Origin of the sequence: Actinotignum schaalii, assembly GCF_028864145.1 — a bacterium.
Taxonomy (GTDB): Bacteria; Actinomycetota; Actinomycetes; order Actinomycetales; family Actinomycetaceae; genus Actinotignum; species Actinotignum schaalii_B.
In genome coordinates this window covers 1-19,862 of sequence record NZ_JARBHJ010000011.1, presented here as the reverse complement: position 1 = coordinate 19,862, position 19,862 = coordinate 1, and the positions used below count along the sequence as shown (strand labels likewise).

Genomic DNA, 19,862 nt, shown 5'->3' with positions numbered 1-19,862 from the left:
AGGGTTAGTTTCCTTTCACTTCTAGGCGATTCGCCTCGAGGAGATCACGCAAGCCGCGCACTAGCCGGTCATACACTTGGGGTTGTGTGGCTTTGAGTGCGGGGCGCATGTAGCTCATGCGGGGGTAGCCGTGCTTCTTGAAAGACCGGCCGCGGCCGTCGGTGCCGTATTCCTGCACGCCGGCGTAAGGTACGCGCTTCCGGCCGGCGCGTACTACTGCTTTGGTTTTGCCGCGGCCGGCTCGGATGGTAGCGGCCACCGCGCTATTTTTAGCGCGGCGGCGCGCGTCCTTTGCCACGATCTCACCGAGATCATGCACGAGGTCGCGCATGTCCTCGGTGTCTGCGCCGCTCTTGGAGAGAGCGCGCATGAGATCGCGATACCCCATGACCTTGAGACGCATCGGGCCGGAGCGGATATCAAGATCAATACTCTTTGATTCCATGACTAGGCGGTCACGAGTTTCGGCTTGCCGTCAAGCTCGAATTCAGCGCTAGTGGTGAATTCGCCGGGGCCGGCTTCCCCGCCGAGTTCGCCGGGTGCGGGCAGGGTGAGCGTGCCGGTAAAATGCGGCTGATCAGCGGTAGCGGTTTTATTGCCGTGCGGGGCGATCTTATAAGGCACGTTCTTCCGGCCGGCGTTATCCCAGAGCTTACGCCAAAGAGACTGCGACGCCGTGGACTGGACAAAGCCCGCTTCGAGGATGTACTTGCGGGTGTTACCCTGCGCGGCGTCCTCGAATGTGGTTACGTCGCTATCTTTTTCTTCATTCTTAATGTGGTATTCGGTGAGATCGCCGCGGTATTCCGTCCCGTCGATCTCAAGAATCAGGGCATTACCTTTAATGCGAGTCGAACCCATGATTAGTCTCTTTCTGTGATTTCGTTTTCAATGGTGATATCTAGGGCGGCGAAAATATTGCCGGAGCCATCGCGCAGGTTGTAGAGACTCCCCGCGCGGGTGAGGTATCCGGCTTCGCTGTTGATCAGCGCCGCGTAGACCTCCCACACAAGAGCGTTCGCTTCGGCTACCGCGCCGGCGGCGTCCCGGGCTTCGAGGATACACAGCGCCTTGTATTCGGCTTTCAAGCTGCCGAATGTTTCGCCGGGCGTATAGCTCGGGGCTTCCAGCAAAATATGCTTTCCGTGGATGATCTCGGGCTGATCAGCGCGCACTGTATAGCCGGTTACTGCGAGGGCATCCACTAAGTGCGCGGCGTATCGGTTGAGTGGATTCATGCGAATCCTCCCGGCAGATATGGGGCGAGCAAGGGCCGGACGGGGCCGAGCGGGTCGCGGGCGAGCCGGATAGCGCCGTCTTGGTCGCCGAATGCCGCGAAAATACCACCGGGCGATTTAACGCGGGTTTCTAGCTCCCGCGCGGCGGTCAAGATCGCGGCTTCCCGAATCACATCCGGCACGCTAGCCGAGCCGATCAGCTGATCTACGAGCGCGGTGCCTTGCTCGAGGAGCGCATCTAGCTCCGCGTTATTCCCGGCCGGTAGCTTCAGATGCTCACGCAGCCGCTCCCTTAGCGCGCTCATTACGCGGCCTTGAACTTGACCGGCACGAGTGCGGCCGGGGCCGGAGCGGAATGCGCGGCGTAACCGTAGACCGAGTACTGCTCGGTGAGGTTGCGGATGTTTTGGTCATTGAGCCGGAGCGGTGCGCCGGGCGATTCCAGCACCTCAATAGCGGCGCTCGAGTAACCGGCGAAAATGCCGGTACCGGAGCCGAGGGAGACCACGGGCAGGCCGGCAAGATTCGCAGATGCCGCGGTTACGGATAGGGTGCCTTGCTTGGAATCCGGGGCCGGCGTGAATTGGAGCGCCTTGCGCTGCTCCGGCAATTTCGCAAGAATCCCGAATACGTCCGGCGACACGGCGATGCCCTCGAGCGGGAAGATCACTTTATTATCAAAATGATCAGTGAGAGCCAGCAAGAGATCAATAAGCCCGTTCACGGTGAGTGCGGCCGCGGTGGTAGCGGCTTCCACCGGCGTCGTGGTGAGATTGGTCTTGATCGTTTCGGTGACGAGGATGCGGGTTGCGCGCTCGATCTCATTCGCGTAGGCGATGGCCTGCGCGCGGTGCAGGGCATCGAGGTAATTCACGCTTGCACGCTGCACCACCTGCTTAGAGACTTCGCTCCAGCCGCCGTAAGTCTTGACCGCAGCCGATGCGGTTTCGAGCGTGATCTTACCGAACGGCAGATCGTCCGTCTCATTCGCCTGTTCACTGACCTTAACCGTATTCGTGGCAATTTCCGGGTACTCATAGCTCATACCGGCCGCGGGCAAGGTGTACGAGTGCGTGAAGATGTTAGTAATCTTCTGCTTCGCTTCCATGAGCCGGAGCGTTTTATTCACCCATACCGGCTTCTGCGCGGTATCCGCTAGTACGGCGGTTTCTGTGGCTTCGCGTAGCTCGAGGGCGCGCGGGTCACCATTCGCCGCGGCCTTAATATATTCGCCGGCTGAGCGGAATACGCACGCCGGCGCGGCCGCTCCTCCGGCGGTGTTGTCTCGGACAGTTTCGAGGGTGCGGCGCAGCTCTTCGAGACCTGCGCGCAGCTCCACCACCTCAGTATTTTCGGTATCCATTGCGGGGGTTTCCTTTCGGTTTCTTACTTCACTAACTTTTGCGTCCTCATAAGCCGGAAAGCTCACGAGCGAAACTTCCAATAATTGCGCGCGGGTATGCGTGTATAAAGTGTCTTCGTCGCGCTCGGTAATGTCGTATTCTTGCGGCTCAAAGCCCACAGACACGGCACTGAGCGCGCCGTCTTTTGCGAGGGTATAAGCATCATCCCCCGCGCGGGTATGGCTAATGCGGCCTGTGATCATAAGGCCCGCCTCGGTATCCTCGAGCGCAGTTACTACGCCGATTGTTTCGCGGTGCTCGAGGCGGAGCTTCACGGCTTCGCCGGTGAGTGCGCCGCGCTGGAATTTCTCAGCAATGCCCGGCCACAGCTCGGTTTCAGTTTCCCAGGGCACGGCAAGAGCGGTGAAAGTGCGTTCCTCGGTGACTTCCGGCGCCGCGGCGGGTGTTTCGCGGTATTGCAGGCCGGTAATCGGATTATTCGGCTTCGACATTCTCGGAATCCTTTTCTTCAATTTCAACAACCGCGGGGGTTTCTTCGAGCGGGTCTAGCCCCTCGATCTCTCTCACTTCGCCGGGGGTGAGGAATCCCGCGCGCAGGGCGATTTCGTGCGCTTGGTAGCGGGTGAGAGTATCCGGCCGGAGGAAGCCGTCAAGGTTGAAGCGCACCGTCTGCCCGGCAGGTGCGAGATCAGTTAAAGCGTCCTCGATCTCCGCGAGATACGTCATGAGGGTTTGCCGGACGAATTGCTGATTTTCGCTCTCGAGATTCGCGTAGGTTTGCGCTCCTCCCTCGATGGTGGCAAGCATGAGCCGTGCCGGAATCCCGAACATTCGCGCCACCTGTACCACATCTTCGCGGCGCGATTCGATGAATTGCAGCTCCGCGGGGGTGAGCTTGAGCGGCGAATATTTCAGGCCGTTGCCCATGACCGCAATGCCGGATTCGTATTGCAATGTTTTATTAGCGTGTTGCTTATAATCCTTTGCTTGCTGCGCCGTGATCGGTTGATCGGTGGTGAGGATGCCGGTAGGCACTCCCCCCGCGGTCGTCCAGTTATCCGCGTAATGTTGTGTTGCTAGTGCGCCTTGGACGGTGGCCATGCACGCCTGCAAGGGCGACAGCCCTAACAGTTCGCCGGGTGTGTGTGTCAGGCGCAAGTGCCGGATATCGGAGAGCGGCACCGGCTTCCCCTTATACGAATACGCCGGGATGCCGCGCTCATTCGCGGCCACTCCCACATGCAGCGGGTCAAGGATGGTTACGTCTACGATTTCATACCCGGCGCGCTTCACGAGCCAATAGGCATTACCGCGCTGCGCCATGCTCGAGACCGTTTCGGCGGTGAAAGCACCGAATGAAAGCAGAGTGAGGTCGGGGCGGTTGAGGAAGCTAGCCCGCTGTGCGCGGTCGAGCCGGTGGCCACCGCGCCACACATCGATAGTGAGCTGCCGGGCTGAGGTTTCGAGGATTTGCAGAGCGCGATAAACGGCTACCAGCCCGCGCGCGTCATTGTAGAGCGGGGCGGCGGGGCGGGCGGGCACCACCGGGCCGGCCGTGGTTTCCGGCTCGGTGGTGGAGCGGGTGAGAATGCCCATCCTTGAGAGTAGCGCCGTGTGCTTCATGGCCACCATCATGAACGCTTCTTCGGGCGCGCGTGTGGTTTTCTAGCGTAGCGCTAGAAAATAGAACGCTACGCTACACGAGCACAAACGGAGATTCTTTCAAGAAACGGGCGGCGCCGTCCTGCGCGATAGCCATCGCCCGCAGCGCATCGATAGCCCCGGCGCTCTTTTTGGGGTCGAAAGAGAGCGCCGAGGAGGTGTCTTTCAGCGCGGCGTTTTCGATGGCTTCGATGAGGGCGGGTGCGCCGTCATGCTCGATCTCACCGGAGCGGATGCGATCTAGCAAGGATTGGCAGGCGGTCGCGTATTCCTTAAATGAAAGCGTGGTGATAGGCATCTCGAGGTCGGGCAGATCTTGCAAAATGGTGCGGTTAGGGCCGGAATCGTCGGTGAGGATGCGGCGGTATCCCCTGCGCGCGAGGTTGCGCAGGGCGCCGGTAAGCCATTCCGTGCCGGGCGCGGTTGCTACCTGCTCCACGCACGGCATGAACCCGGCAGGGTCGAGCCAGCCCGCGTAGATCGTCGCCGAGGTGCCACCGGGGGCGATATCGAAAGCGATCACGATATCATTCGGCGCGGCGGGTTTATAGCGCTCCGCGGGGGCGGTGTCCGGGTCGTAATTCCATCGCCGCGCATCAAACGCCGCGAGGTCAATAACCGTCTCTTTCGATTGTGTTAGCAGGTTGAGGAATGAGCGGCGCCATTCGCCTACGGGCATTCCCCGGCCGAGGTCTCGAATGCGGCGGGCGGTTTGCGTATGCCCTATAGCCGGGTGGAATGCGAGGGCCTCATCAGAGTAGGGGTCAGCCGCGGCGATCTCATCCGGCGCGCTCCACTCAAAATAGAACCGGCGCGCTTGCGGGTCTTTGACGGCGCGGCGTCCTAGCTCGAGCGCTTGATTCATATAAGCGCTATTTGCGGTGCCCATAGTGGAGCACCTAACGAGCATGATCAGCGGGACGGTCAGGAATCCGGGCTTTGCCGCGGTCTCTAACGCGATGCCCTCATCAATTGAAAAGGCCCACATCTCATCAATGCTTACTAGGTTATTGTGGTCGCCGTGCAGGGCGTCGTCGGTTGGTGGGAATGGCATTATACGCGAGCCTTGCGGCAGATATTCCGCGCTTTCCTGCCCTTTGCCGCGCAAGATTTTCCAATCCAGCCCGCGATTACCTTTCGCAAGATCAAGCCCATCAACGAGGGAACGCCATCGCTTGCCCGCGTCTTTGCCGGTCTGCGCGGTCATATACGACTGCCACCCATTGAACATGACGGCGCCGGCGCGGTGCCATGCTTCCAATAGCTTGGATTTCCCGGCCTGCCGCGGCACGGTGATATCTCCCTCGGTGTAATACAGCTCCCCGGGGTGCTCCGGGTCAAGCTCCCAGGCCACATCTGTAACCCATCGCTGCCACGGCATGAATTTATCGCCGGTGATGATCTCATCGATCTTTGCAACGAGCGGGCCGAGGGTAGGCCGGGCGGGATTGCGGGCGGTGGCGTACTTCGGCCACCCGGGGCGATTCTCATTTGGCATGGTCGCCGGCCTTTTCCCCGGTGATCGCTTCCCGGGTCATCAGATCAATAACGCTGGCGAGCGTGTCGTAAGCGTCAGAGGTTTTCGCGCGTGGCTCCGGCATAGCCTGTAGACCTTCCTGCAAGAGCGCCATTAGCTTTGAAGTGGCTACGCTGATCTTGGACTGCTGGATGCCGGTATCTACTGCTTTGGCGGTGGAGCGCAGCGACACGGAGAGGGCGCGCCACTTGCCGGTTAGCAGGCCTTGCCCCTCGAGTTCTTCGCATAGGGCATCTACCGCGGCTTCATTAGGCCCGGCGGGGGTGGCTGGCTCAGGCATGGCGAATAGCTGCGCTTGGTTCATTTCCTTTTCCTAATTTTTTTCTACGAATCGCTTACCTTTGCCCGGTTTCCCGCCGTTTTTCCTCAGCGTTTGGGGAAAAATGGAGGGAGGGGGCGCGAGTTCCCGTGGTTGAACGTTCAGAAAAACGGCGTCATTCTGCCGGGCCAAAGTAGCCCGGCGTCACGTCAGGCTGGCGCGGGGCGCGTGTGATTCTGGCGCCGGCCGCCGTGTTGCAATGCAGATGCTCCGGGCGGAGGTTCTCTATCGCATCGCTACCACCACGGGCGCGGGGTAGCTGGTGGCCGATGCTCAGGCTACCGGGTGCGGGGTGGCGCAGTGTGAGGTCGATGCGCTGCCCACACTTAGCGCAGCGGTCGCCATAGATAGAGACGAGGGCGAGGGCGGTCTTGCGTATCTTCCTGCCCCTAATCACGCCGGCCACCCCCCTCCCTGCTGCCGATATACACACCGAGCATGAGGGCGGTGCCTACTGCCATAGCGCAGGCCAGGGCACGCACTGGCACGAGAGGGGCGAACACGGCCACGGCCAGGCTTGCGAGGGTGAAGAGATAGGCCATGATCACAGGCCACACTACCCGGTAGCGGTTATTCATTGGGCTTTCCTTTCTTCAATCCGAGGGCCGGGAACGGCACGCCAAAGGATGCGAGGGCGTCTAGCTCTTCCACGCGCCACGGCCGGTTACCTTGTAGACGGTGGTAGAACGTGCCGCGTGTGAGTCCTACTTCACGCGCGAGCCGGTCTACGCTCACGCCGTTTTCTTTCATATAGCGACGCACGCACGCGCTAGCTACCAGCGGGTAGATGCTTTTCAGCGGGCTATCACTCATAGCGCCAGCTCCAGGCCTTGTGCGTCCTCCAGGATAGCGGCGAGGTGGCGGCGGATAGCGGCCACGCTGTCATAACAGCTAGCCCGCGCGGCGCTTGAGGTGATAGCCCCGGCGGTGGCTTCAATGCTGCCCAGGCTTGCGCGTATGAGTGCGGCGCTGGTCTGGATGGCGCGCCCGCGTGGTGTCCACATTTCACCGGCGCGGTGTGTTGTCCGGGCGCGTGCCCGGTCTGCGTCTGTAATCATCATTTCTTCTCTTTCCTTTCACGCAGCATTTCGCGCGCTCTGCGCTGCGCAGGGTTTAGGTGTGCGGTGAGCTGTGCCTTTATCTTTGCCATTGCGTTAGCCGCGTATTGTGCATAATTATTCGTTTCCGATGCAAGGGCGGGCGGCGGCGTCACCCTTTCCCTGCTCACTGCTTCGCGTGCATTTACCGCCGCTTCACGCAGCAGGGGCGCATTAGCCCGCCGGTATTGCTCTTCCTTCGAGATAGCCCGCCGCTGCACGGGTTGGAGTGGCAGGTTAGCTAACCGCGCCGGGCGGGTAGCTTGCCCTGTCGAGGGCGTGGCGCGGGTAGCTAACACATGGGAGGGCGTGCCGGGCGCTAGCCCGGCTCCATTTTCATCATGAGAGAGAGTGTGCCCCGGTAGGGGCACTCCCTCCCTAGAGGTGAGGAGAGGGGCATCTACTTCCCATAAGGGTGGATCCGATGCGGGCGCCTCATCTTTTTCTTTCTCCGGCTCTTGGATTACGGGCACACTAACGAGGTACTGCCCATTGGAGCGTGATTCGGCGATGGCGGCATCCGTGCGGGCGTTGTGTGCGCGGGTGTCGTCGTCATGGCGGCGGCGTGCGCCTTTGATAAGCTCCACGAGCTTTTTCTTAATGATGCGGATAAAGCCGGGATGCTTCTTCCCGTTCATCACGCCGCCGCGCGCGTAAGTGATAATTCCCATGGCTTCAAGGCGCTGCAGGCAGACGCTAATCCACCGCCGGCTGTATCCGGTGGCTTGTCCTAGCTGGAATTGTGTTACGGCGCCTTGCCCGCTTTTATATGGCAAGAGCTTGACGAGGGCTTCCAGCACGCAGCGCGTGCCCTTCTTCTCATCGCGTAACTCTCCCCAGCCACGGCGGGCAAGGGAGGTAAGCAGGGCGCGGGTCTCCGCGTGAGCGGTAGGAATCCTAGCCATTATTCCCCGCTTCGCCGGTGCGCTTGTCCGCGTTTGCGATCCAGGCCCTAATAACTTGCGATAAGCCGGCTTCGGTCTTTTCGCGCTCTTCTTTGATGCGCATCTTCAACTCACTACGCACCGCGCAGCACGCTACATACAGCTTTTCGGCGAGGGCACGCAGGGAGTCCAGCTCCGCTACCGTGTCAAGTAGCAGGACTTCGGTTACGTACTCTGGCTTCCTCGAATCTGCGTAGCAATCGCGCACACAACCGGCGCGCAGGCCGATTTCAATAAGGTGGTTATCCATCTGATGCAGCAAGAGATCGATATTAAGATCGGAAAGCCGGGCCGGGGTAGGCGCTGCGGGGTGCGCTGCGCGGGCTTCGCTCTCATTCATTAGGCTTTCTTTCTGTGAGGAGGTGAGATTATGGACGATTCGAATACCAGCCCGGATAGTGTCGAGGAGATTTTGACGGCTATCTTTTTCGAGCTGCAAGAGTTGAATACAACGCTCAAAACGGCGTTGCTTCGCAAAGGCGGCTAGTTGTTAGCGTCGTCAGCGTTGCGCCGTGCTGCATCGATTTCTTTAGCGCGGCGCAGCGCTTGACGAGAGATATAAAGAGAGCGAGCCAAAGACTGCGCGCGCTGCTCGGTTTCCTGTTTTTCATCGGGCCGCGCCGGGCGGGGGGTGTGGTCGAAAAGCTGGATGAGCCGGTCACGCTCACGGCGCAGCGCCATACGCTTGCGGCAATTGCGGCCACCGGCGCGGGATGCGCGGGCGACCCGTTTCAAGCTTTCCTCGATCTGCTGCTTAATCTCCGGGGTGATCATGCTGCCCGCTCCTCGAGCTTGAACGAATCGCCATCAAGGGGCGGAATTTCAACACCCAGCCGCGCGAGCCGCTGGAGGTCACGCAGAGTAATACCACGGGTGCCGTTGAGCCAGCGTGAAACGCAATTCGGGTAATAACCTAGCTTCTTCGCTAGATCGCGCTGGGTCATGTGATTTGCGTCTAAGTAATTGCGGATGTTTCCGCGAACTGTATCGGTGTAGCTCTCCATGGCTCATATAGTTCCATTTCGGTTACACCCTGTCAAGCGGCATTAGCTCCGCTTCGCTTGCAAAATGTTCCATATTGGAATTATCATTACCACATGAGCACGCAAGAGATTCAACACGAAACGCCTACACTTGCCGATATTGTTGCCGGCAACATTCGGGCGCGCGCCGGGCGCCTAGGCATGAGCCAAAGGGATTTAGCCCGCGCACTTAATGTGACACACTCCACTATCAATAAGCGGTGGATGGGTGGCCGGACGTGGAAGCTCGAGGAGCTGGACGAGGTTGCGGCCGCGCTGCGCTGCGCGCCGTGGGATTTGACTAACCCCGTATACGAAAGCGGCGGCAAGCCTACGCTCACCGCCGTTCGTTCGCTCCCGCAGCTGGACTCGAACCAGCAACCGTTCGATTAACAGTCGAATGCTCTGCCATTGAGCTATGCGGGAATTTGCAACAGAAAAGATAATAGTCAATGGCGGGACGCGAAGCAACTTCAGAGGTGTGTGCTCTGCCACTCCCAGGCGTCAGTGCCGCTCGCCACCGCGAAAGGGCCCGCCGCCACCGCGGCTACCGGCTGCTTCACCACGGCGGATTAGCCATCACCGCGGCTACCGGATCCCCCACGCCAGCCGAGGGTGCACTCAGGTGCTGGCGCAGGGCGCGCCCGGCGAAGAACATGACGATCAGCAGAATGACTCCTACAATCGCGGCCGCAATCATGCGCCGGCGCGCGATGCGCTGAATCTCCTCCGCCTGGGCGGCATCGAGGGAAGCGGGAGTTTCCAGCTTCTCCGGCAGCTCCTGCGCTTCCGATAGCTGCTGCGCTTCTGGCAGCTCGGGTTTCGCGGGCAGCTGCGGTTTCTCGGATGTTGACATGGGGCTACTCTAGCCCACACGCTGCCCGGTGAGCATGAACAGCACCATCTTGGTGGGAGCCAGGGCGCGCACCGCGTGCGGGAGACGGGTGGGCAGGTGCACGAGGCCGCCGGGGCGCAGCTGCACAGTGCGTCCCTCAGTGCGCATTTCCACCTCACCTTCTAGTACCTGGATGAGTACGGGAACGGCGGCGGTGTGCTCGGAAAGTTCCTCCCCGGTATCGAAGGAGAAGACCACCACATTCACACCTTCAGCGCGCAGCGCGGTGGTGGAAACGGTCGAGGCGGCGGCGTAATCCACCGTGGCGCCAAGATCTTCCAGGTAGGAAAGCTGCGGGGTAGTGTCACTCATCGGTTGTCCTTTCAGTTCGAGGTAGTGGCGGATTCGGCGGGTTTACGAGCCACCATGGCCACACCGGCCAGGTGGTGGCGGTACTTGCGGAAGAGGGCACGCATGGCCAGCACCCGCGCCCGTAGCTCTTTATCGCGCAGCACATTTCGGAGGATACGTGCCACCCCGCGCAGGCCTTCGTCGGCCAGATTACGGCGGAGGGACAGCAGCGCCATAGGAGCCTCCCCCACCCATTCCACGTCGAAACCGGCGTCGGTGAGCACCTGGCGCCATTCAGCCTGGGTGAGCGGACGCGCGTTGACGCGAATCGTCTGGGCCAGGCCCTTGCGCAGGGTATCGGCAATGCTTGGATCGATACTATCCGGGGTGAGGCTCAGCTCGTGGATGGCGTAGCGCCCGCCCGGGCGCAGCAACCGGAAAGCTTCGCTCACAATCGCGGCTTTCGAATTGGCGCCCTGCATGGTGAGCATCGCTTCACCCACGACCACATCCGCACTTGCCTCGGGAAGTCCAGATTTCTGCGCGGTGGAATTAACGACGACGCCGCCCACTTTTTCAACGATCCCCCTGACGCGGGTCACCGCATTCTTGTCCTGATCGACTCCGGTATAGGAGTGAATGGGCTGGGCGATAATGAGTTCCGCGGTTCGGCCCAGGCCGGGGGCGAATTCCACCACGTCCGCATTGGCCAGCTGGGCGTGTTCAAGCATGGCCATCGTCAAATGCAGGCCACCGGGGCGCAATACCCGCTTCCCCGCGCGGGCGAGCACCCAGTGCCCGGCGGCGGTAGCGGTAGGACGATCAGATTGTGGAAGCGGAGCATTGTCATCGATCATGGATTCACTTTAATCCCGCGCGGCTGTTGAGAAAAGGGTATTTCACAGTTTCCACACACAACTTCCATCACTTCAAAAACCGAATAATTACTACGCGAAAGCTAATCATTAGACAAACGCCAATCAACCATTACAGAGAAACACAAAACCTATGCGGATAAGTGTCTTAAAATGCACGTAATACAGACTCATGTGTCGCACCCCACAACACTTTGAACCGATATGCATCCTTGCCCTAAACGTTTAGGTGGCATAGCTTGACCTCAACGCAACTAATTGGGACAAAGGAGACCCTAATGAAACCGGCAACTCTCAAAGACGTGGCTAGGGCCGCCGGTGTGTCCATTTGGACTGTCTCCAATACGTTTTCCGGTAAAGCTCCCGTAACGCAATCAACCAAAACCCGGGTATTGGAAGCGGCCAAAACACTCCGTTATATCCCTAACCAAACGGCACGCGCTCTGCGCCGTGAAACTCCCGGCCCAATCGTTGTAATGACAGCATCGACATCCAATGCCTACTACGTAGATATGCTCGACGGCATTCACGAAATGCTACGTACATCCTCCCATGGCGTACGCACAGCTGACCTCGCTCCCGAAGGCAGGTTTGACCAGAAAACTGAAGATCTGGTTGTTATCGAGGCAATACAATCGCGGGCAGCTGGAGTTATTAGCACTCTTACTCTATCTGTAGACAACCATGAGAAGCTCTGCGAGTGGGGAATCCCCATTGTCTATGTCGACTCGCAGGGACCAACCGCACCTTCCGGTTCGGTGTCTGTAACCTCAAATAACGAACAAGCAGCGTATCAAATCGGTGAACATCTCAATTACCACCGACTCGACAAGTGGCTTTTATTGATCTATCCCGAGCGGTGGTCCACGAGGCAAACTCGAATTAAAGGTATGGAAAACGCCGCCGAGAAGTTCGGAGCAACTCTTTCGATTCTCGAATGCGCTAATGACTCACAATCAAGTGCAACCGTATTAGAGGAGTATCTCAGGGATAGGAAGACAGAGGGGCTCGCGGTCATTGCCGGTAACAATCCACTTCTCCTCGGAACTATGCACGCACTCCAAGCATGCGACCTTCATGTTCCTGATCAAGTCGCGTTAGTCGCATTTGACGAATTTACTTGGTCAACTTTTGTCGATCCTCCAGTGACGTTAATTGACGAAGATTCTCGGGATATCGGCGCAAAAGCCGCTCTGAAACTCATTCACATCATGCAAGAGCATCCACAAGGAGCGATCCGCTACCACAACCAGGAGTCTGAGGAGGTGAATGTCAAACTCAGAATTCGCGGTTCCTGCGGATGCTAAAAGAATTTGAAAACAATTTGGACCAAACGGTCTATCTAACCAAAAGGAGATCTCAACGATGAGAACAGTAAAAAAGGTACTCGCCTTCGCTACCAGCATCTTGCTAGCCACAACTTTCTCGGGTTGCACTTCAGGCGACTCCGCTACGGAAGCACCCAAACCGGACAAAATCGAGAAAATCGGCTTGATGGTTCAGGACATGTCAAATCCTTTCTTCTCCGCTATGGATAAGGGCGCGAAAGAAGCCGCCGAAAAGATTGGTGCGACCCTCAACGTCCAAGACGCCAAACTTGATCTGGCGAATCAGAATACTCAGATCGATACATTCATTCAGCAAGGCGTGGACCTTATCGTTGTCTCCGCTGTGGACGAGTCCGGCCTACAACCCGCCATCGAACGTGCCCGACAGGCAGGAATCTTCGTGGTAGCTGTTGATACTCCCGCAAAGGGAGCGGATGCCATTGTAATGACCGATGCCGTCCAGGCTGGTGAAATTGCATGCACCTATCTGTTCGAACAAATGGGTGGTAAGGGGAACATTTTGGTTGTTGATGGTACGCCTATCCAAACGATCACAGATCGTATCAAGGGCTGCAATCAAGCTATGAGAAATTTCCCTGGCATTAAGGAAGTCGGACATCAGAACTCGCAAAACGACCGTGCTACCGGCCTCTCCGTGACTACCGACATGCTTACCGCAGCCAGCGATGTCCAGGGCATCTTTGGCATGAATGATCCATCCGCGCTTGGTGCGACGCTTGCTGTCCAGCAAGCGGGGCGTACGAGTGAAATTAAAGTGGTGGGAATCGACGCTTCCCCTGAAGGACTTCAGGAGCTCCGAACCGCAGGTTCTCCTTTTGTCGGTACTGCCACCCAAGAGCCCGCAAAGATGGTAGAGAAGGCAATCGAGGTTGGACAGCAACTTGCTCGTGGAGAATCGCTCACAGAAACCACTATCCTTATTCCTTCGCAAATCATTACTCGTGATGCGGTCGACGAATACCCGGGATGGTAGAGATGACACTTCTCAAGCTCGAAGGAATCAGGAAAAGATTCGGTGCCACACAAGCACTCGGAGGAGTTTCCTTTGATCTGCACGCCGGAGAGATTCATGCGCTCATGGGAGAAAACGGTGCCGGCAAGTCAACCTTGATGAAGATCCTGGCGGGGAACTTGGCTGCCGACAGTGGAAAGATCTTCGTTGATGGGCAAGAAGCCCGTATCTCTTCTCCTAACGATGCCCGTAAACACGGCATCGCGATCATCCATCAAGAAATCAACACCGTCCCAAATCTGACCGTGGCCGAAAACCTCTGTCTTGGCGTTGAACCACTCAAACACGGGATTCTTGATCGCGACAAGATGCGTTCTGATGCACGTGCCAAATTATCTGCCATTGGAGTGGACATCGATGTGAACAGGCCACTCGGTTCGTTCTCCATCGGCATGCAACAGATGGTAGAAATTGCCCGTGCGGCTGCCGAGAATGCTCGCATTCTCGTTCTCGACGAGCCAACTGCCGCGCTTTCCCGCGCTGAGACAGAAGACCTTTTCAGAATTATTCGGGAGCAGCAGCAGAACGGTGTTGGTCTTATCTACATCACTCACCGCATGGAAGAAGTGTGGAAGCTGGCTGATAGAGTCTCCGTTCTTCGGGACGGAACATCCGTCGGGACACAGTCCCTAGCCGACTTAACACCTGACGAAATCGTGAGGATGATGGTCGGAAGAAAAATCGGCGATCTATACGAACATGCAGACCGTTCATCAGGAGAAATAGTACTTGAGGCGAAAGATCTCAAAGCGCCTGGCGTTGAGGATGTTTCCTTCAAGGCTCGAGCCGGGCAAATTCTTGGGTTCGCAGGCTTGGTTGGTGCCGGACGTTCGGAAACCGTCAGGCTACTTATGGGAGCGGATCCGATAAATAGCGGAACGTTGCTACTCAAGGGTAAAAGCTATCATCCTAAAAGCCCCAAGGAAGCCCTAGAAGCTGGTATCGCTATGGTGCCAGAATCCAGAAAAGAACAGGGGCTGTTTTTGGATCACACAACGGCATCGAATATCTCAATTGCCTCTTTGGGGAACTTCACCAAACTCGGTGTGCTCGCACGAGGCGCAATTCGAAAGAAAGTTCGCCAGATCATGGAGGTGCTCAATATTAGAAAGACCTCCACGAATCTCCCCGTACGGGCTCTATCTGGAGGGAACCAACAAAAGGCACTTCTCGGCCGCACTCTCATGGCGGGCGCCGATCTCTTGATTTTTGACGAGCCTACGCGCGGTGTTGACATCGGGGCGAAAAGGGAGATCTACGAAATCATGAATGATCTGGCTAAAGAAGGAAAAACCATCATCATGGTTTCCTCTGACCTTCCCGAAGTCCTGGGAATGTCTGATCGCATCATCGTTATGCGAAAAGGAAAAGTCGTGGGAGAACTCGATGCACGAGACGCCACGGAAGAATCGGTCATGAGCCTCGCGACCGGAGCAACAAAGGAACAAGCATGACTATAGAAGCTGCACCTCGACGGAAAATGAACTTCGCTGCGTGGTGGGATAAGGTCGGGATTCTCGCGGTCCTTGTCCTTCTCGTTGTGATTATGGCGCTCATAGCCCCGAACTTCATGTCGATGAACAACCTCATGAATATCGCCCGTTCGATCTCTATCAACGCGATCATTGCGGCCGGCATGACCTTCGTTATTATCACCGCCGGCATTGATCTCTCGGTCGGGTCAATCGTTGCCGTATCCGGCGTAACCGCAGTACTGGCCTGTATCTCCGGCGCTCCAGCTATCGTAGGGATAATCGCTGGGATTCTTGCCGGTGCAGTTGCAGGATGGGTGAATGGTGCTTTATCAGCATACCTAGCCCTCGCGCCCTTTATTGTGACGCTCGGCATGATGACATTCCTCCGCGGCCTTGGATACACGCTCACTGGGGGCCAACCCATCGTGGACAATAAACTAGCTTTCAGGGACCTCGGAAACGGGTACATTGCTGGAATTCCAGCTCCCGTTATTGTGATGATCATTGTGTACATCATCTGCTGGTTTGTCCTGGAACGAACGAAGTACGGAAGGCACGTTTACGCAGTCGGCGGTAATCCCGAGGCAGCACGCCTTGCTGGAATCAACGTCAAGCGAGTGCTTACCTCCGTTTACGTCATTGCGGGAGCACTATCAGGGCTTGCAGGAGTCATTTTCGCTGCGCGCGTCGTTTCCGCGCAACCGACGGCCGGCACCGGATACGAACTTGATGCAATCGCTGCAGTTGTTCTGGGTGGAACGTCTCTTGCCGGTGGTAAGGGGAAGATCATTGGGACCCTCATCGGTGCGATCATTCTCGGAGTGCTCTCGACCGGCATGATTCTCATGAATGTCCAATTCTTCACCCAGCTACTGATTAAGGGCGTCGTCATTATTCTCGCCGTCGCCATTGACTCCCTCAAGCAGAAGAGCACCAAGGCAGGAAAGTAGATGAAGATCCATAAAGTAATAAGTAATATAGAAGGAAAGCGGGCGTTCGAGCCGATCTACTTCGATGAACCACAAGTTCTCACAGACCCTTTATGGTTAGCACGGACCAATACTGGAGAGCAGATCCTTTGCCAGCGATTGACTGATCAGCCAGCTCCGCAAGAGGTCACCAGATTCGTCACCACGCTCAGTTTTGAGGGTGAGGCAAGTTTTACACTGGATAGATCTGTCGAATCCGGCGAAGGAATCACAAGAGGATCTGGTACCGAAACCGACTCGTGGGCCCGCGTTAACACAGGTTATTTCGATATTGATGTGTGTACGGGTACCGCAGAGGGAACCGGCGCCTCGAAGTGGGGGCTCAAGCATTTCCGTACACTAGACGAGAATATCGATCTCCTCCCATCTGGAAACAACGCGATTGGTGGATTCTACGGCCCGTTCTTCACTCCTGAAAACGGTTTGATCAATCCACCCGAGCATACAAAGGTAGCGATTGAGATTCTTGAAGACGGGCCAGTCTTGCTTTCTTTCAAGATGTTTGGGGTCATTCCAGATGGACTCCTCCCAGAGCTCAAGGGCAAAAATTTCTCAATCGAGTGGTCTTTTACCTACAAAACACCCTGGTTCAGTCGGCGCTATCACGTTGATGATTTCCAAACTGTGATCAACGGACGGTCGATAACTAACAAGATCACTGTTGGGGATGAATTCGAGGCCGGACAAGGCAAATTACTCTTTGATCGGTTCGCGTGCTACGGAGGCTCCCGATATCGCAGCGGTGATCCTTACGCTGGTCACCTAGCCGAGATGGTTGAACAAACAATCTCTGACGAGACATTACCTAAACGCAAGAAACTTGAAGAATTTAAGGCCGCCTTGACGGATGATATTGAGAACGCTCATTGGGATTTGTATTGGCGCCTATTCTCAACTTTCGAAGGCGCTTTGACGGATGAGACAATCCGCAACCGACTGGCAATTGTTCGCGAGAAATCTTTTGTTGATGCGGAGCGGCGCGATTGGCGAATCGAATCTAAACCTATCGATGTCCAAAAGGAGGAGCACGAAACGATCTTCCCCGGAGCTGCCGGTAAGACCGTCGAATACGACACAACTACTGGTCGCGCGATGATCTGGTATACGTCAAAGCCATCAGGAGGCTTCCAGATCGTGCAGCGCAAACAGTCGGGGTGGGGAAACTGGGGTACCAACCTTGAAAACGAGTGCCCTGAACTCCCCGTGGGTGTCGATATCAAAACGGCATATGGCAAATTTGCATCTAATTGGGAAGAGATAGCCGACCAGCTAGAAACTCCTCCGGAAGTGCTTTAGAACCTCAGATTCCCACATGCCGGTTGCCGGGTTTCTACATATCCCAGAGTAGGGCGGCACGATTACCGTATACGAAGCTGGGTGGCTTACACGATCATCATGTAAGCCACCCAGCTCTATTGTATCTAGATGCCAATGCTGACATATGTGGCTCATGCGGGGAAGTTGAGTGGCAGGGTCAGGTCGTATTGTTCCGCGTCATACAAGTGATCGGCTAGATCCACGATTCGCCCGGACTCATCATAAGCGCTACGCCTCACTCGTAAGAGCGGGGCTCCGGATGCCACGTGTAAGAGTTCTGCTTCCGTGGCCGACGCACTGCGCGCGCTAATACGCTGGACCCCGCCCCGTAACATAATCCCGTGGCTTCTGAAGAAAGCGTAGAGACCTCCTGATGATATAGCGGTAAGCGAGGGAGCCAGATCGGCTGGGATCCAGTTACGCATAATCCCCATACGGTTTCCCTCTGCCCACCGCAAACGCTCTAAAGCCACAATTTCTTTATCTTCCGGGCAATGCATATCAGTCGCCAGACCACTATCAGCAAACACCACCCGATATTGGAGAACATCCGTGCGCGGTTCACGGCCCGAAGCCCGTAGATCATCGGAGAGGCTTGCCAGGGAAGGATCACGTTGAAAAACCCGTGGCATCACTCTGGTACCGACACGCGGACGCCGCGAGAGTTTCCCTTCATCGGTCAGCACTTGTAACGCCCGCCGTAGCGTGGGACGCGAAACTCCCAACCTGCGTGACATGGACACTTCATCTTCGAGGAGCTGGCCGGGCAAGAGAGTCCCAGAGTCGATAAGACTCGCTAATGATTGCGTGATTTGTTGATGTAAAGGAGTAGAAGACCGAGAATCAAAAACAATCCGGGGCGCAACTGGAACGTCCAGCTGATCTACATTCTCTTTTCCACGGGGTGTTGACATTAACGTGACCCTCTCACCCTTATTTGTTCACCTAATTGTAAACATAGCTGATAATCGTATGTTTGGCTAGCGTTTACGGCCTTTTAGCGCTTCAATAGCGGCCTTTATGGTCACCTTCATTCAAGTTTCTCACCCTCCCCTACTTATCCTTTGTATTTACAAGTGAGAGGTCTGGGGTTATTTTGGGAACAAATGAGGCGCCCCGCTGGTGGGGTTGCTGGTTTGGACTCACAAAGGAGTGTTAACGAATGGATATACCTCATTGGATTAATGGCAGCCTATACACGGGCCAGCCAGAGGGAAAGATCGAGGTTGACGACCCTGCTAGTGGGCAGACACGCGGGTATCTGTTGCAGGCAAGCCGTGAAGATCTTGACTACGCCGTGGGGATTGCCGTTAAGGCTCAAAAGGCTTGGGCTCGTACTTCCCTGGCGAAGCGTACTGAGATTATGTATCGGATACGTCAGCTTGTCCTTGACCATCAAGACGAGATCGCGAAAGCGATTGTGGCCGAGCATGGGAAGGATTATTCGGATGCTATTGGGGAGATCCAGCGGGGGCGGGAGACCCTTGATTTTGCTTGCGGGATTAATGTTGCCCTGAAAGGTGAAACATCCTCGAATATTTCCACCGGGGTAGATATTCACACGCTACGCCAGCCTCTCGGTGTTGTCGCTGGGATTTGCCCGTTTAATTTCCCAGTTATGGTGCCTATGTGGATGCACCCCATCGCGATTGCTACCGGCAATGCTTTCATTTTGAAACCGGCACCGGCCACACCGTCTGCTTCTCTTTTGATCGCGCGTTTATATAAGGAAGCCGGCCTGCCGGACGGGATTTTCCAGGTTATTTCCGGGTCGAATGATTTCACGATGGCCGTGATTGACCATCCGGATATCAAGGCTGTTTCTTTCGTGGGCTCAACGCCTGTGGCGAAACTGATTCAGGAACGTGCGGTAAGGGCAGGAAAGCGTGTCCAAGCGTTGGGTGGGGCTAATAATCACGCGATTGTTATGCCCGATGCTGATATCGACTTTGCCGGCAAACACCTCTCGGCTGCGGCTTTCGGAGCTGCTGGTGAACGCTGCATGGCATTACCTGTTGCTGTGGCCGTGGGCGGTGTTGGTGAAAAACTAGCGAAAGCCGTCAAAGAACATGCCGAGCTTATCCGAGTAGGTTACGGTCTGGACGACGGCGTACAGATGGGCCCGGTTATTAACGCCCACGCTAAAGAACGAATCATTAACGCGATCACTGATGCGGAAAACAAGGGCGCGAAAGTTATCCTCGATGGGCGCACTCTCAAAGTGAGCGGGCGCGAGAACGGGTATTTCCTTGGCCCAACCATCTGCACGCACGTCTCGCGTGATTCCGTCTTGTACAGAGAAGAAACTTTCGGTCCTGTCCTGGCAATCGTCGAGGTAGACACCTACGAAGAAGCAATCGCTCTCGTTAATTCCTCGCCTTACGGTAACGGAGCAGCGATCTTCACCAACGATGGTGGCCTGGCACGTCGTTTCGAGCTGGAAGTTGAAGCTGGCATGGTCGGTATCAACGTTCCT

The 19,862-nt window shown here is 56.7% G+C and carries 27 protein-coding genes, 1 tRNA gene and 1 pseudogene; 7 read left to right on the top strand and 22 right to left on the bottom strand.

Translation table 11 applies throughout. The annotated features are described in order from the left end of the window. Positions 1-4: 4 nt before the first annotated feature. The 16 genes from PWJ82_RS03575 to PWJ82_RS03505 form a co-directional block, all read right to left on the bottom strand. Positions 5-445, bottom strand: a complete 441-nt coding sequence (locus PWJ82_RS03575; RefSeq protein ID WP_274735375.1) for a hypothetical protein — start codon at positions 443-445, stop codon at positions 5-7. Positions 446-447: 2 nt separating this feature from the next. Beyond that, entirely contained in the window at positions 448-861 is a 414-nt protein-coding gene (locus tag PWJ82_RS03570) for a hypothetical protein (RefSeq protein ID WP_274735374.1), read from the bottom strand. 2 nt (positions 862-863) lie between these two features. Continuing rightward, entirely contained in the window at positions 864-1,238 is a 375-nt protein-coding gene (locus tag PWJ82_RS03565) for a hypothetical protein (protein WP_274735373.1), read from the bottom strand. Next, a complete protein-coding gene (locus PWJ82_RS03560; protein ID WP_274735372.1) occupies positions 1,235-1,543 on the bottom strand; it encodes a hypothetical protein in 309 nt (102 codons plus the stop codon). The genes PWJ82_RS03565 and PWJ82_RS03560 overlap by 4 nt, the downstream gene beginning before the upstream one ends. Next, entirely contained in the window at positions 1,543-3,093 is a 1,551-nt protein-coding gene (locus tag PWJ82_RS03555; RefSeq protein ID WP_274735370.1) for an HK97 family phage prohead protease, read from the bottom strand. The genes PWJ82_RS03560 and PWJ82_RS03555 overlap by 1 nt, the downstream gene beginning before the upstream one ends. Continuing rightward, complete coding sequence (locus PWJ82_RS03550; RefSeq protein ID WP_274735369.1) at positions 3,077-4,237, bottom strand: phage portal protein; 1,161 nt, start codon at positions 4,235-4,237, stop codon at positions 3,077-3,079. The genes PWJ82_RS03555 and PWJ82_RS03550 overlap by 17 nt, the downstream gene beginning before the upstream one ends. A 61-nt stretch (positions 4,238-4,298) precedes the next feature. Further along, the gene (locus PWJ82_RS03545) at positions 4,299-5,762 is read right to left on the bottom strand and encodes a hypothetical protein (RefSeq protein WP_274735367.1); all 1,464 of its coding nucleotides are present in this window, start codon (positions 5,760-5,762) and stop codon (positions 4,299-4,301) included. Further along, entirely contained in the window at positions 5,752-6,105 is a 354-nt protein-coding gene (locus tag PWJ82_RS03540; protein WP_274735365.1) for a hypothetical protein, read from the bottom strand. Before PWJ82_RS03540 ends, PWJ82_RS03545 begins: the two co-directional genes overlap by 11 nt. Before the next feature lie 130 nt (positions 6,106-6,235). After that, positions 6,236-6,517 (bottom strand): HNH endonuclease, encoded by a 282-nt coding sequence (locus PWJ82_RS09575; protein WP_284905797.1) that lies wholly within the window; start codon positions 6,515-6,517, stop codon positions 6,236-6,238. Beyond that, a complete protein-coding gene (locus PWJ82_RS03535) occupies positions 6,510-6,698 on the bottom strand; it encodes a hypothetical protein (protein WP_274735363.1) in 189 nt (62 codons plus the stop codon). The genes PWJ82_RS09575 and PWJ82_RS03535 overlap by 8 nt, the downstream gene beginning before the upstream one ends. Continuing rightward, positions 6,691-6,933: a helix-turn-helix domain-containing protein gene (locus PWJ82_RS03530; protein WP_274735362.1), complete on the bottom strand. Its 243-nt coding sequence runs from the start codon at positions 6,931-6,933 to the stop codon at positions 6,691-6,693. Before PWJ82_RS03530 ends, PWJ82_RS03535 begins: the two co-directional genes overlap by 8 nt. Continuing rightward, positions 6,930-7,181: a hypothetical protein gene (locus PWJ82_RS03525; protein WP_274735361.1), complete on the bottom strand. Its 252-nt coding sequence runs from the start codon at positions 7,179-7,181 to the stop codon at positions 6,930-6,932. Before PWJ82_RS03525 ends, PWJ82_RS03530 begins: the two co-directional genes overlap by 4 nt. Beyond that, positions 7,178-8,122: a hypothetical protein gene (locus tag PWJ82_RS03520; protein WP_274735360.1), complete on the bottom strand. Its 945-nt coding sequence runs from the start codon at positions 8,120-8,122 to the stop codon at positions 7,178-7,180. The genes PWJ82_RS03525 and PWJ82_RS03520 overlap by 4 nt, the downstream gene beginning before the upstream one ends. Further along, entirely contained in the window at positions 8,115-8,501 is a 387-nt protein-coding gene (locus tag PWJ82_RS03515; protein WP_274735358.1) for a hypothetical protein, read from the bottom strand. The genes PWJ82_RS03520 and PWJ82_RS03515 overlap by 8 nt, the downstream gene beginning before the upstream one ends. A 143-nt stretch (positions 8,502-8,644) precedes the next feature. Beyond that, on the bottom strand, positions 8,645-8,935 hold the full coding sequence (locus PWJ82_RS03510) for a hypothetical protein (protein ID WP_274735357.1): 291 nt from the start codon (positions 8,933-8,935) through the stop codon (positions 8,645-8,647). Then, the gene (locus PWJ82_RS03505; RefSeq protein ID WP_274735355.1) at positions 8,932-9,165 is read right to left on the bottom strand and encodes a helix-turn-helix transcriptional regulator; all 234 of its coding nucleotides are present in this window, start codon (positions 9,163-9,165) and stop codon (positions 8,932-8,934) included. The genes PWJ82_RS03510 and PWJ82_RS03505 overlap by 4 nt, the downstream gene beginning before the upstream one ends. Positions 9,166-9,258: 93 nt before the next feature. Between PWJ82_RS03505 and PWJ82_RS09570 the strand changes: the two genes are divergently transcribed. Continuing rightward, on the top strand, positions 9,259-9,576 hold the full coding sequence (locus PWJ82_RS09570) for a helix-turn-helix domain-containing protein (protein ID WP_420909483.1): 318 nt from the start codon (positions 9,259-9,261) through the stop codon (positions 9,574-9,576). Here the strand turns inward: PWJ82_RS09570 and PWJ82_RS03500 are convergent. The 4 genes from PWJ82_RS03500 to PWJ82_RS03485 form a co-directional block, all read right to left on the bottom strand. Next, positions 9,538-9,609, bottom strand: a tRNA-Asn gene (locus PWJ82_RS03500). The two genes, PWJ82_RS09570 and PWJ82_RS03500, sit on opposite strands and share 39 nt — an antisense overlap. Positions 9,610-9,742: 133 nt before the next feature. After that, positions 9,743-10,039, bottom strand: a complete 297-nt coding sequence (locus PWJ82_RS03495; protein WP_274735354.1) for a hypothetical protein — start codon at positions 10,037-10,039, stop codon at positions 9,743-9,745. 9 nt (positions 10,040-10,048) lie between these two features. Further along, positions 10,049-10,390: a cupin domain-containing protein gene (locus PWJ82_RS03490; RefSeq protein WP_274735353.1), complete on the bottom strand. Its 342-nt coding sequence runs from the start codon at positions 10,388-10,390 to the stop codon at positions 10,049-10,051. 11 nt (positions 10,391-10,401) lie between these two features. Then, positions 10,402-11,223 (bottom strand): methyltransferase domain-containing protein, encoded by an 822-nt coding sequence (locus PWJ82_RS03485; protein WP_274735407.1) that lies wholly within the window; start codon positions 11,221-11,223, stop codon positions 10,402-10,404. A 299-nt stretch (positions 11,224-11,522) separates the two neighbouring features. Between PWJ82_RS03485 and PWJ82_RS03480 the strand changes: the two genes are divergently transcribed. From PWJ82_RS03480 to PWJ82_RS03460, 5 genes are read left to right on the top strand one after another with little or no spacing between them, the layout of a single operon-like run. Then, the gene (locus PWJ82_RS03480) at positions 11,523-12,551 is read left to right on the top strand and encodes a LacI family DNA-binding transcriptional regulator (RefSeq protein ID WP_274735351.1); all 1,029 of its coding nucleotides are present in this window, start codon (positions 11,523-11,525) and stop codon (positions 12,549-12,551) included. Between the two features lie 58 nt (positions 12,552-12,609). Continuing rightward, entirely contained in the window at positions 12,610-13,566 is a 957-nt protein-coding gene (locus PWJ82_RS03475; RefSeq protein ID WP_274735349.1) for an ABC transporter substrate-binding protein, read from the top strand. 2 nt (positions 13,567-13,568) lie between these two features. Next, positions 13,569-15,059 carry a sugar ABC transporter ATP-binding protein gene (locus PWJ82_RS03470; RefSeq protein ID WP_274735348.1) on the top strand — a complete coding sequence of 497 codons (1,491 nt, stop codon included), beginning with the start codon at positions 13,569-13,571 and terminating at the stop codon, positions 15,057-15,059. Beyond that, positions 15,056-16,030 (top strand): ABC transporter permease, encoded by a 975-nt coding sequence (locus tag PWJ82_RS03465; protein WP_274735346.1) that lies wholly within the window; start codon positions 15,056-15,058, stop codon positions 16,028-16,030. The genes PWJ82_RS03470 and PWJ82_RS03465 overlap by 4 nt, the downstream gene beginning before the upstream one ends. Next, entirely contained in the window at positions 16,031-17,365 is a 1,335-nt protein-coding gene (locus PWJ82_RS03460; RefSeq protein WP_274735344.1) for a hypothetical protein, read from the top strand. Between the two features lie 152 nt (positions 17,366-17,517). Here the strand turns inward: PWJ82_RS03460 and PWJ82_RS03455 are convergent, their stop codons facing one another. Both PWJ82_RS03455 and PWJ82_RS09565 read right to left on the bottom strand, forming a co-directional pair. After that, complete coding sequence (locus tag PWJ82_RS03455) at positions 17,518-18,018, bottom strand: GntR family transcriptional regulator (protein ID WP_274735342.1); 501 nt, start codon at positions 18,016-18,018, stop codon at positions 17,518-17,520. Between the two features lie 12 nt (positions 18,019-18,030). Beyond that, positions 18,031-18,300: pseudogene (locus PWJ82_RS09565) on the bottom strand (GntR family transcriptional regulator); the annotation flags it as partial. Between the two features lie 248 nt (positions 18,301-18,548). On the opposite strand from PWJ82_RS09565, the gene PWJ82_RS03450 reads away from it, so the two are divergent. Further along, a partial coding sequence (locus PWJ82_RS03450; protein WP_274735341.1) for a CoA-acylating methylmalonate-semialdehyde dehydrogenase occupies positions 18,549-19,862 on the top strand: 1,314 nt, incomplete at its 3' end.